The sequence below is a fragment of the Escherichia sp. UTM R2 genome (genome assembly GCF_048593455.1).
Taxonomy (GTDB): Bacteria; Pseudomonadota; Gammaproteobacteria; order Enterobacterales; family Enterobacteriaceae; genus Escherichia; species Escherichia coli.
Window position 1 is genome coordinate 3,371,388 of sequence record NZ_JBFWDY010000002.1, and the last position, 12,134, is coordinate 3,383,521.

At 52.6% G+C, this 12,134-nt stretch carries 12 protein-coding genes; 3 read left to right on the top strand and 9 right to left on the bottom strand.

From position 1 onward, the window contains the following. Nucleotides 1–10 precede the first annotated feature (10 nt). On the bottom strand, nucleotides 11–583 hold the full coding sequence (locus AB4H76_RS17180; protein WP_000779826.1) for a YbaY family lipoprotein: 573 nt from the start codon (nucleotides 581–583) through the stop codon (nucleotides 11–13). Nucleotides 584–800: 217 nt separating this feature from the next. Here AB4H76_RS17180 and tesB point away from each other — a divergent pair, with 217 nt between their 5' ends. After that, entirely contained in the window at nucleotides 801–1,661 is an 861-nt protein-coding gene (gene tesB / locus AB4H76_RS17185) for an acyl-CoA thioesterase II (RefSeq protein ID WP_000075876.1), read from the top strand. Between the two features lie 48 nt (nucleotides 1,662–1,709). Here the strand turns inward: tesB and amtB are convergent, their stop codons facing one another. The 6 genes from amtB to cof all read right to left on the bottom strand — a co-directional run bounded on the left by amtB (nucleotide 1,710) and on the right by cof (nucleotide 8,550). Further along, nucleotides 1,710–2,996 carry an ammonium transporter AmtB gene (gene amtB / locus AB4H76_RS17190; protein ID WP_000685029.1) on the bottom strand — a complete coding sequence of 429 codons (1,287 nt, stop codon included), beginning with the start codon at nucleotides 2,994–2,996 and terminating at the stop codon, nucleotides 1,710–1,712. 29 nt (nucleotides 2,997–3,025) lie between these two features. Further along, the gene (gene glnK / locus AB4H76_RS17195) at nucleotides 3,026–3,364 is read right to left on the bottom strand and encodes a P-II family nitrogen regulator (RefSeq protein WP_000780338.1); all 339 of its coding nucleotides are present in this window, start codon (nucleotides 3,362–3,364) and stop codon (nucleotides 3,026–3,028) included. A gap of 180 nt (nucleotides 3,365–3,544) precedes the next feature. Continuing rightward, entirely contained in the window at nucleotides 3,545–5,326 is a 1,782-nt protein-coding gene (locus AB4H76_RS17200; protein ID WP_075700091.1) for a SmdB family multidrug efflux ABC transporter permease/ATP-binding protein, read from the bottom strand. Beyond that, on the bottom strand, nucleotides 5,319–7,091 hold the full coding sequence (locus AB4H76_RS17205) for a SmdA family multidrug ABC transporter permease/ATP-binding protein (protein ID WP_001235579.1): 1,773 nt from the start codon (nucleotides 7,089–7,091) through the stop codon (nucleotides 5,319–5,321). Before AB4H76_RS17205 ends, AB4H76_RS17200 begins: the two co-directional genes overlap by 8 nt. 29 nt (nucleotides 7,092–7,120) lie before the next feature. Then, nucleotides 7,121–7,579, bottom strand: a complete 459-nt coding sequence (gene decR, locus AB4H76_RS17210; RefSeq protein WP_000884589.1) for a DNA-binding transcriptional regulator DecR — start codon at nucleotides 7,577–7,579, stop codon at nucleotides 7,121–7,123. A gap of 152 nt (nucleotides 7,580–7,731) precedes the next feature. Further along, complete coding sequence (cof, locus tag AB4H76_RS17215; RefSeq protein WP_000113027.1) at nucleotides 7,732–8,550, bottom strand: HMP-PP phosphatase; 819 nt, start codon at nucleotides 8,548–8,550, stop codon at nucleotides 7,732–7,734. Between the two features lie 99 nt (nucleotides 8,551–8,649). Here cof and AB4H76_RS17220 point away from each other — a divergent pair, with 99 nt between their 5' ends. Together AB4H76_RS17220 and queC are read left to right on the top strand one after the other, a co-directional pair. Continuing rightward, nucleotides 8,650–10,350: an SgrR family transcriptional regulator gene (locus AB4H76_RS17220; RefSeq protein ID WP_001238231.1), complete on the top strand. Its 1,701-nt coding sequence runs from the start codon at nucleotides 8,650–8,652 to the stop codon at nucleotides 10,348–10,350. Between the two features lie 64 nt (nucleotides 10,351–10,414). Further along, the gene (gene queC / locus AB4H76_RS17225) at nucleotides 10,415–11,110 is read left to right on the top strand and encodes a 7-cyano-7-deazaguanine synthase QueC (protein ID WP_000817229.1); all 696 of its coding nucleotides are present in this window, start codon (nucleotides 10,415–10,417) and stop codon (nucleotides 11,108–11,110) included. Nucleotides 11,111–11,161: 51 nt separating this feature from the next. Here queC and fadM read toward each other — a convergent pair whose 3' ends face one another. Further along, nucleotides 11,162–11,560 carry a long-chain acyl-CoA thioesterase FadM gene (gene fadM / locus AB4H76_RS17230; RefSeq protein ID WP_001194534.1) on the bottom strand — a complete coding sequence of 133 codons (399 nt, stop codon included), beginning with the start codon at nucleotides 11,558–11,560 and terminating at the stop codon, nucleotides 11,162–11,164. Between the two features lie 93 nt (nucleotides 11,561–11,653). After that, nucleotides 11,654–12,025, bottom strand: coding sequence for a helix-hairpin-helix domain-containing protein (locus AB4H76_RS17235; RefSeq protein WP_000680312.1), 372 nt, complete (start codon nucleotides 12,023–12,025; stop codon nucleotides 11,654–11,656). Nucleotides 12,026–12,134 lie beyond the last annotated feature (109 nt).

A 12,134-nucleotide genomic window follows, 5' to 3' on the forward strand; every position in this document is an offset into this window, starting at 1 on the left:
TTAACGTCGCTTAATATTGCGTAGGAGCTGGAACTGCCGAAGACGGATTCACCTGAGTTGGTGAAGTCGAAGGTACGGTAGTCGTTGCACCACCGCTGGCCTGAACCGGCACGGCGGTTTGCTGCACCGGCACCAATGTCAGGTCGGCTTTAGTTCCGCCCTTGTTGATCACCGGCTGAACGGTATCGGTAATAAATACCAGTTTGTCATTCACGGTAATCGCCGCACTCAACAGAATACGCGCGTTCGGCTGAACATCTGCCGGATTAAATGGCAGAACAAAGCTGAATGGTGACTGTTTACCTTCGGTACGCACCGCTTTCTGCGCCAGCACTTTTGACGGTGCATCGGCTAACGACGCGTCAGAAAGTGTCACGGTCAGCACAGCATCAGGCGGCAGTGCGACTTTCTGCCGGATCCAGACGGTACCGGAGACATTCGGTTGCTGGATAGCAGGTTGTTGTGTTGCTGAAATAGACGTATTTGCAGCCGGGGCTGGCGTCTGAATATCCGCGCTTTTATCTGCGCAAGCCGCCAACGCAATCGCAACCGCTAAACCACTGGCCATGTGCACGAGTTTCATTCATTTCTCCTTATTATCAATGCACCAGCGGGCTAACTTTCCTCGCCGGAAGAGTGGTTAACAAAATAGTAACGTCAATAAGTGTGGCACACATCACGCATTTCTGCCTGTAATTAGCCCGTAATTCAGATTATTGCACCCATCGGACCAGTGGCAAATTTGCGTTATACTCAACTCACTTTGGCTTGCTGCGGCAGCTTTGTTACTGGAGAGTTATATGAGTCAGGCGCTCAAAAATTTACTGACATTGTTAAATCTGGAAAAAATTGAGGAAGGACTCTTTCGCGGCCAGAGTGAAGATTTAGGTTTACGCCAGGTGTTTGGCGGCCAGGTCGTGGGTCAGGCCTTGTATGCTGCAAAAGAGACCGTCCCGGAAGAGCGGCTGGTACATTCGTTTCACAGCTACTTTCTTCGCCCAGGCGATAGTAAGAAACCGATTATTTATGATGTCGAAACGCTGCGTGACGGTAACAGCTTCAGCGCCCGCCGGGTTGCTGCTATTCAAAACGGCAAACCGATTTTTTATATGACGGCCTCTTTCCAGGCACCAGAAGCGGGTTTCGAACATCAAAAAACAATGCCGTCCGCGCCAGCGCCTGATGGCCTGCCTTCGGAAACGCAAATCGCCCAATCGCTGGCGCACCTGCTGCCGCCAGTGCTTAAAGATAAATTCATCTGCGATCGTCCGCTGGAAGTCCGTCCGGTGGAGTTTCATAACCCACTGAAAGGTCACGTCGCAGAACCACATCGTCAGGTGTGGATCCGCGCAAATGGTAGCGTGCCGGATGACCTGCGCGTTCATCAGTATCTGCTCGGTTACGCTTCTGATCTTAACTTCCTGCCGGTAGCTCTACAGCCGCACGGCATCGGTTTTCTCGAACCGGGGATTCAGATTGCCACCATTGACCATTCCATGTGGTTCCATCGCCCGTTTAATTTGAATGAATGGCTGCTGTATAGCGTGGAGAGCACCTCGGCGTCCAGCGCACGTGGCTTTGTGCGCGGTGAGTTTTATACCCAGGACGGCGTACTGGTTGCCTCGACCGTTCAGGAAGGGGTGATGCGTAATCACAATTAAAAAAATAGCCGGAGGTGAAAACCGTCCGGCTGTTTTTTGCAGTGCTTGTTACGCGTTATAGGCATTCTCGCCGTGACTGTTGACATCCAGCCCTTCTCGCTCCTGCTCTTCCGGTACACGCAGACCAACCGTCAGATCCGCCAGTTTGTAGCCAATAAATGCCACCACACCGGACCAGACGATCGTAATGGCGATGCTTTCCAGCTGTACCAGCAACTGATGGCCCATCGTCACGCCTTCAGCGAAGCCCACGCCACCCAGCGAACTGGCGGCAAAAATCCCAGTCATGATACAGCCGACAATGCCACAAACGCCGTGCACACCGAAGACATCGCAGGGATCATCCACCCGCAGCAAGCGTTTGAGCATAGTAACGCCCCACAAGCCCGCCAGACCAGCTACCACGCCGATAATCAACGCGCCGCCAACCCCAATGTAGCCACACGCTGGCGTCACGCCGACCAGACCGGCAATCGCGCCAGAACACGCTCCCAGCAGAGAAGGCTTACCACGCAGCGCCCATTCACCGAAGATCCAGCCAAGAATTGCCGCCGCCGTTGCGACCACAGTATTCACAAATGCCAGTGCCGCGATTTCATTCGCCGTGCCCGCTGACCCGGCGTTAAAGCCAAACCAACCAATATAGAGAATGGCAGTACCGGTGAAGACCATTGGCAGGTTGTGCGGTTTAAACGCCTCTTTGCCGAAGCCCACGCGTTTGCCTATCAGATACGCGCCCACCAGACCGGCGATTGCGGCGTTAATATGCACCACCGTGCCACCCGCGAAATCCAGCGCACCGTGAGAAGCCAGCAAACCACCGCCCCACACCATATGCGCAATCGGAATGTAAGAGAGCGTCAGCCATACCACCACGAAAATCAACACAGCTGAGAAGCGGATTCGTTCCGCCAGCGCCCCAACGATCAAGCCGACGGTAATGCAGGCAAACGAGCCCTGAAACGCCACGTGGATATACTGATAAATGCTGCCCATCACCGCCGTCAGTTCGATGTTTTTTAGCATCAACCAGTTAATGTTGCCGAAGAAGTTGTTGCCCTCACCAAACGCCAGCGAGTAACCGTAAACCACCCAGAGAATACAGACCAGTGCAAACGTCACCGTCACCTGCGTCAGCATCGACAGCACGTTTTTGCCGCGAATCAACCCACCGTAAAACAGGGCAATCCCCGGAATAGTCATAAACAGCACCAGCGCAGTACAAATCATCATAAACGCATTGTCGGCTTTATCGGCCACCGCAGGTGCAGCCATTACCAGTCCCGGCAGCATCGCCAGTGAAGCAAGCCCAGTTTTTATCGTCGCTATCTTCATTTTTCGTTCCTGTTGCTGTGTGCCAGAGATTACAGCGCCGCTTCGTCGGCTTCGCCGGTACGAATACGAATGACGCGTTGCAATTCAGCGACGAAGATTTTGCCGTCGCCAATTTTTCCGGTGTAAGCCGCCTTACTGACGATATCGATCACTTCATCGAGTTGGTCATCAGCAATCGCCACATCAATTTTTACTTTTGGCAGGAAGTTGACGCTGTATTCCGCCCCCCGGTACAGCTCGGCATGCCCTTTCTGACGCCCGAAACCTTTCACTTCGGTGACGGTCAGGCCCTGAATACCAATGGAAGATAACGCTTCACGAACGTCTTCCAGCTTGAATGGTTTGATTATCACGGTCACCAGCTTCATAGATCCCCTCCGGTCAGAATTCGGTAATGGTTCTGCTACACGAAGAAGGTATTGCAAGCGGTGTGCCAGAAATGAAAAACGAGAAAGAGAGCAGGAAGTTAAGAAGTTTGAAAATGAAAACGCACTATGACAGTGCACAGTGCGTTACATTTTTGCACCAACGATGAAATATTGCGCTATTCAGGCGCTCAATGATTCCTCTTCACGCACGCTGGCTGCCAGCTCTTCGCCCGCAAGTTGCAGTTGATACATCTGCCAGTAGCGTCCCTGGGCCGCCAGCAGTTGCTGGTGAGTGCCCTGCTCCACGGCTTGCCCACGATGAAGCACCAGAATGGTGTCGGCATCAACAATGGTCGATAAGCGGTGAGCAATCACCACCAGCGTGGTATGTTCACGCACCGCCGCCAGAGCATATTGAATCGCCTGTTCAGTACCGGAGTCAATGCTGGCGGTTGCCTCATCAAGGATCAGGATTTGCGGCGTCTCCACCAACACGCGTGCCAGTGCCAGCAGTTGCTTTTGCCCGACTGAGAGATTATTTCCCTGCTCGCCCAGCGGCGTATAAATCCCGTCGCTCATACTGCGTGCCAGCTCCGCCAGTTGCACGGTTTCCAGCGCCTGCCAGACGCGTTCTTCGGAGATATCACGCCCCAGCGTCACGTTGGCGAGGAAGGTATCCGCCAGCACCACCGGATCTTGCTGCACCATTGCCACGCCCTGGCGCAGCGCGCTGTGACTTAGCGAACTTAATGGACGACCATCAAGGCGAATCTCACCTTCCGTTAGCGGGTAATAGCCCATCAATAAACTGGCGAGGGTGCTTTTGCCACTGCCGGTATGCCCGACCAGTGCCACAAAGTTACGCGAAGGCACAGAGAGATTAATGTTCTTTAGCACCAGATTGTCATCGCGATAAGCAAATGACACGTTATCGACTTCGATGGTGCCACTCTGTAACGGGCGATCATCATTGCCATATTGCTGGCGCGGTCCGTCCATCAGTTCAAACACGCGCTCACCAGCAACAACAGCCTGTTGCAGCATCGCCTGTTGCGTGGTCAGTTCGATTAATGGTTCGTTAAGTCGCCCAAGATAGCTGATAAACGCATACAGCACGCCCACTTCAATGGTGCCGCTAGCGGAGAAGCCAAACAGCATCAACAAGCCACAAAGAATGAGCGATGAAAACAGACTCAGCAGCGGACGCAGCAGAAAACCGTCGAGGCGCAGGGTTTGCATCCTGGCCATATAGTGTGAACGACTGGCCTCCCCCATACGTTCGCCAAATCGCGCCTGCTGACGGAACTGCTGGATAACGCTCATGCCATTGATGATTTCGTTAAAGCCGTCGTTGATATCCGCTAGATAGGCGCGCACACGACGGACAATCGGCGTGCTGTAACGCTGGTATATCACCATTACCACCAGCACCACCGGGAAAATCATTATCGCCACCAGCGCCATTCGCCAGTCGAGGCTGAACATCGCCACCAGCATCGCGCCCACCAGTGCGGCGCTACGCAGGACAGTTGCCACTACGGTAACGTAGAGATCGCGGATCACTTCAGTGTCATTAGTGACGCGGGAAATCACCTGCCCGACGGGTTGGGTATCAAACTCGCTTAATGGCTGGCGCAATGCGGCATCCATCACGTCGGTACGCAACTGTTGCACTACGCCTACTGCCGCCCGATTAAACAGCAGCGACTGCGCGTAATGTAGCCCGGCGGCAAACAGTTGTAGCCCAACATACGCCGCAGCCAGCCCTGCAACCATTTTCAACGGCAGGTTATTTTTCGCTACCATATTGTCGATAAAATAGCTGATAAGCAGCGGCCCACTGACTTCTGCCGCTGCCGCAACCCACATCATCAGGACCGCAATCCCCAGCGGTTTACGCCACGGCGAACCGTACGCTAACAGACGCTTGAGAGTCGGCCACAGTTGGCTAAAACTACGCATCGACGGCCTCCTCGCGAATTTCCGGAGCGTCGTCGAGCGCCGCCTCCAGTTGTTGATAGCGATACATATCGCGATACCAGCCGCTTTGTTGCGCCAGCTCATCATGATTGCCACGCTGGGCGATATGTCCGTGCTGCATCACAATAATTTCACTGGCTTCCGTCAGTGCCGAAAGGCGATGGGCACTGATGATTACCGTTCTACCCTGTCCCCACTGACGCAGGTTATGCAGGATCTGGTGCTCTGTGCGTCCGTCCACCGCCGAAAGCGCATCATCAAGGATGAGGATTTCCGCGTTGACTAATAACGCACGAGCAATAGAGATACGCTGTTTTTGCCCGCCGGAAAGCATCACGCCGCGCTCGCCCACCTCTGTATCGTAACCTTGCGGTAAACGCAAAATATCGTCATGTACGCTGGCTAACCGCGCGACATGCTCAATCTCTTGCTGGGTGGCATTCGGGCAACCCAACGCGATGTTGTTCGCTACGGTGTCGGAAAAAAGGAACGGTGTCTGGCTAACTACCGCCAGGCGGCTACGCCAGCTATCGAGTTGTAACTTCGTCAGAGGAATATCATGAAAGCGAATATCCCCCTCGCTGACGTCGAAATGACGCTGAATGAGCGACAACAGGGTACTTTTGCCGGAACCAGTCGGCCCGCAGATACCCAGCATCTGACCGGGTTTCAGGGCGAAATTGACGTTTTCCAGCGCAGGATGGTCAGTCTGCGGATACGTGAACTGGTGAATATTTACATCAAGTTCGCCACGCCCTTCCGGCACGGGTTCGCTACCATCGTTCACCACCGGCGCTTCCGCCAGCATCGCACGAATACGGCTGTACGCAGCACTACCACGTTCCACAATGTTAAACATCCATGCCAGCGCCAGCATTGGCCAAATCATCAGACCTAAATACATCATAAAACTGGTGAGCTGGCCCAGCGTTAAACTGCCCTGCACCACCATCCAACTACCGCCGCCAATCGCCAGCAAGTTCGCCATACCAATCGCGATATAGATTGTCGGGTCGAAACGAGCATCAATACGCGCCACCCGCATGTTTTTTTTGCCGGTATCTTCGGCATCCGCGGCAAATAACGCCGACTGGCGATCTTCCAGACCAAAGGCTTTGATCATGCGGATACTGGTGAGGCTTTCCTGGGTGCGGTCATTAAGACTGGAAAACGCCGCCTGTGCCAGCTTAAAGCGTTCATGCAAGGCATCGCCGTTGCGCTTAATCATGATCGCCATCACTGGCATCGGTAACAGGGCAAATAAGGTCAACTGCCAGCTAATTTGCGTAGACATCATAATCAACACAGCGCAGCCCATTACCAGTGAATCCACCAGCGTCAGCACCCCTTCTCCGGCGGCAAACACGACGCGATCGACGTCATTGGTCGCACGAGCCATGAGATCACCCGTGCGATGACGCAGGTAAAACTCCGGGTGCTGCCGGCTTAGCTGACGGTAATAATCTTCACGCAGTTCAACAGCCAGTTGGTAAGACGCGCCAAACAGCAATACGCGCCAGACATAACGCAGGAGATAAACCACAACGGCAATCAGCACCATGGTGGCGATCCACATCAGGATCAGCCCGGTAGTAAAGTGTTGTTCTGTCACGCCATCGACAACAATACCAACCACTTTTGGCGGAACCAGTTGCAGCATCGCGATAATGACAAGCAAGGCGACAGCCCCGAGATAGCGACGCCATTCCCGACGGAAATACCAGCTTAATTGAGCAAATAATCGCACGCGTTGTGTCCTGACCTGATTCTGGATATTTATTCGATGGGTAAAGAAGTGGTGTATTTAATCTGTTCCATCGCGAAGCTGGAAGTGACGTCCGACAGCCCCGGCACGCTGTTTACCAGACGCTTATAAAACTCGTCGTAGCGTTTCATGTCGGCAACCTGGACGCGCATCAGATAATCGTATTCACCAGCCATGCGCCAGAACCCCAGCACTTCTGGCATTTCGGTAACCACCGTGACAAAGCGGCAATACCATTCGCTGCTGTGATGTTGCGTTTTTATCAGCACAAAGGCGGTCAGGCCGAGGCCTATTTTTTCCGGATCCAGCAGGGCGACTTTGCCGATAAGGATACCGTCGTCCTCCAGCCGTTTCAGGCGCTTCCAGCAGGGGGTGGTTGTCAGATTAACGGCTTCAGCCAGTGCCTGCAAAGAGAGGGTGCAATCCTGCTGCAGTAAGGCCAGCAGCTTACGGTCAATTTTATCTAACATAGCCCTTCCACGGAGAATTTTTTTCTCTTTTAATTCTATTTTAAAGGTGAAATCGCGACAATTTATTCTGTGCGGTTTAAACACCACGGCACAAAATGACAAATTCAACGCAAAAAAAACCGGGCAATTGCCCGGTGCTGGAAGGGATCTCGTTATTCGGGGGAATAAGGTAGATGTGGATAGTCCAGCCAGTGCGTCAAATAGTGAGAGACAGCCTGATTTCGGCAATGTCCAATCACCGGTAAATGCGGGAGCTCCGCGCGCAGTTGCGGCATCGCATTGCCCATAATAAACCCGCTACCGACGCTGCCTAACATTTCGCGATCGTTCATCGCATCACCAAAGGCCATGCAATCGCGCAACGATAAACCTAAATGTTGGGTCAGCACCGTCAATGCAGCGCCTTTATTGCAGCCCACCGGCAGCACTTCGAGGCAATCCGTGGCGGAAAAACACAAATGTGCACGCTCGCCTAATGCTTCGTATAGCTGGATCTGCAAGCGTGTAAGATCGTCGTGATCGCCACAGAAGCAGATCTTGGTGACGCTGCCGAGTGGCATTTTTTTGACATCGATTATCTGATAACGAAAACCGCTATAGACAAATGCCTGCAACAACGCAGGGATCTCTTTCCCGGTAAACCAACCGTCGTCATTGAAGATATGCATGCTGGCTCGGGTATCCCATTGCTGATACAGCACCAGCTCCGCGACATCCGCAGGTAAATCATCACGATGTAAAAGTTCACCTTCCAGAGAATGCACGCGCGTTCCGTTGCCGGTAATCAAATACGCATCCAGCGATAGCGCCCCGAGAATATGCTGCATCTCCAGCGCATGACGCCCCGTGGCAAAAGTGAGGGTAATGTCGCGTTCACGCAGTCGCGCCAAAGTAGAGAGGGTTTTCTCACCTAAATGATGGTCAGGCATCAATAAAGTGCCATCCATATCAAATGCTGCCAGACGAGCCATTTCTTTCTCCACTCTGTGACACGGTTAATGGTGATTGAGTATCACCTGATATATACGGAAGTAATAGTGAATAGTTAAATAATATTGTTCCGGGTTTATATGCGATTGCTCAACCGTCTTAACCAGTATCAACGTCTGTGGCAACCTTCCGCCGGAAAGCCGCAAACCGTCACCGTCAGCGAACTGGCCGAACGCTGTTTTTGCAGCGAACGCCATGTTCGTACGCTGTTGCGTCAGGCACAGGAGGCGGGATGGCTGGAGTGGCAGGCGCAGTCAGGACGCGGAAAGCGCGGACAATTACGCTTTCTGGTCACGCCGGAATCGCTACGCAATGCGATGATGGAACAGGCACTGGAAACCGGAAAGCAGCAAGATGTGCTGGAGCTGGCGCAACTGGCCCCAGGTGAGCTGCGCACTCTGTTACAGCCGTTTATGGGCGGACAATGGCAAAACGATACACCCACGTTGCGTATTCCCTACTATCGCCCGCTCGAACCGCTACAACCAGGCTTTTTGCCCGGCCGTGCCGAGCAGCATCTCGCCGGGCAGATATTTTCCGGCCTGACCCGCTTCGATAATAATACTCAGCGCCCGATTGGCGATTTAGCGCATCACTGGGAAACCTCTACTGACGGGTTACGCTGGGACTTTTATCTTCGTTCAACCCTACACTGGCATAACGGCGATGCAGTAAAAGCCTCACACTTACACCAGCGATTATTGATGCTGTTACAACTGCCAGCACTGGATCAATTATTTATTAGCGTGAAGCGTATTGAAGTCACCCATCCGCAGTGTCTGACCTTCTTTTTACATCGCCCCGATTACTGGCTTGCGCACCGGCTGGCGAGCTATTGCAGCCATCTGGCGCATCCGCAATTCCCACTGATCGGCACTGGTCCTTTTCGCTTAACACAATTCACAGCGGAGCTGGTGCGCCTGGAGAGCCATGATTATTACCATTTGCGTCATCCGCTGCTTAAAGCGGTTGAGTACTGGATAACTCCGCCGCTTTTCGAAAAAGATTTGGGAACCAGTTGTCGGCATCCCGTGCAAATCACCATCGGCAAACCGGAGGAGCTGCAACGGGTCAGCCAGGTCAGTAGTGGCATCAGTTTAGGTTTTTGCTATTTAACGTTGCGCAAAAGTCCCCGACTCTCCCTCTGGCAGGCGCGAAAAGTGATCTCCATTATTCATCAATCCGGTTTATTACAAACGTTAGAAGTCGGAGAAAACCTGATCACCGCCAGTCATGCATTACTGCCAGGCTGGACTATTCCGCACTGGCAAGTACCGGATGAAGTCAAACTACCGAAAACCTTGACGCTGGTTTATCACCTACCGATAGAACTTCATACCATGGCAGAACGCCTACAGGCGACACTGGCAGCGGAAGGCTGTGAACTCACAATTATTTTTCATAACGCAAAAAACTGGGACGACACGACCCTACTGGCACACGCAGACCTCATGATGGGCGACAGATTAATTGGCGAAGCACCGGAATATACTCTGGAGCAATGGCTACGTTGCGATCCACTGTGGCCACATGTTTTCGACGCTCCAGCATATGCACATCTGCAATCGACGCTGGACGCGGTGCAAGTAATGCCTGATGAGGAAAACCGATTTAATGCCCTGAAAGCGGTTTTTAGCCAGTTAATGGCAGACGCGACGCTGACGCCGCTGTTCAACTATCACTATCGCATTAGTGCCCCTCCCGGCGTGAACGGTGTGCGACTGACACCGCGCGGCTGGTTTGAATTTACCGAAGCCTGGCTTCCCGCGCCGTCGCAATGAATAGCTGGTCCGGGTTAATCGCAGGCGTTACCATAACGCTTTTATTGTTCAAGCAGGATTATCTATGAAACGTGCTGTCGTTGTGTTCAGTGGAGGCCAGGATTCCACCACCTGTCTGGTGCAGGCATTACAACAATATGATGAAGTCCATTGCGTGACGTTCGATTACGGTCAGCGACATCGCGCAGAAATCGACGTGGCACGCGAACTGGCGCTGAAACTGGGAGCACGCGCGCATAAGGTTCTTGATGTAACGCTGCTCAACGAGCTGGCGGTCAGCAGCCTGACACGTGACAGCATTCCGGTGCCTGATTATGAACCTGAAGCCGATGGCATCCCGAATACGTTTGTCCCAGGGCGTAATATTTTGTTCCTGACGCTGGCGGCAATATATGCGTATCAGGTAAAAGCAGAAGCCGTAATTACCGGCGTCTGTGAAACGGATTTCTCCGGCTACCCGGATTGCCGCGATGAGTTTGTGAAAGCACTAAACCATGCCGTCAGTTTGGGCATGGCGAAAGATATTCGTTTTGAAACGCCGCTGATGTGGATTGATAAAGCGGAAACCTGGGCGCTGGCAGATTATTACGGCAAACTGGATTTAGTCCGTAACGAAACGTTGACCTGCTATAACGGCATTAAAGGCGACGGTTGCGGTCATTGTGCGGCATGTAATTTACGCGCCAACGGTTTGAATCATTATCTGGCCGATAAACCGACGGTGATGGCAGCGATGAAGCAGAAAACCGGGTTGAGGTAATTATTCCGGGTGTCGCCGGATGCGGCTTGAGCATCCGGCACCACAAAACGTTTACTTAACCATCTGCTCCAGCTTTTCGCGCAATTCCCCTTCCAGAGCTAATGCTTTCTGCGTTTTAAGATCAATACAAACAAACGTAATAAGCGCATCCGCTACCACCTGCCCTTCCGGCTCCAGTGTAATGACCTGGCTTAAGATGCCGCTTTTACCGTTTAATTGCTGCAACTGACTGGTAATAGTTAACAGGTCACTTAATACCGCTGGGCGACGATAGTTAATATTGATATTGACCACGACGAAGGCGATGTTATGGGCCGTCATCCACTGAAAACTGTCGCTATTTTCCAACCCATCCCAGCGGGCTTCTTCGAGAAATTCAAGGTAGCGGGCGTTGTTGACGTGCTGGTAAACGTCGAGATGATATCCACGAACTTTGATTTGTGTTTGCATAGCGCAATAACCTTACGTTGTTGTTATAAGTACAGAGGTCATAACTGGTATGACCTCTTCAGTCTGGCAAAAAATTGCCACTATGCAAATTAATTACAGGGTTAATACCGCCAGATTACGTTCCACCAGCGAATTGCCCATCCCCGGCACCTGCTTTAGATCCTCCACAGTTTTAAACGGACCGTACTCTTCGCGATAACTGACAATCGCCTGCGCTTTCTTCAGGCCAACGCCATTCATCGCGCGGGCTAGCTCTTCCGCGCTGGCATTATTAATGCTGACCCGGGTGCCTTCTTCGTCACTGGCTTTCGCCGGTACTGCTGCTTTACTTTGTGCTGCAGGAGCTTCCGCTTTGGTTTCTACCGCCGTCGGTTTCGCCACAGAAGCTGCCGCCAGCGCGCTATGAGACATTCCGGCACAGGCCAGGGACAGGGTAATGAGCAGTGCTTTAATTCCGTGTTTCATACTGTTTTCTCCTTGTTTGTTAACAGTGGAATCACCTTAACGGCAGTGAAAACAGTAAACAAATGGCAATGTTCAGAAATGGAAAAGGCCGCGAAAGCGACCTTTTCTT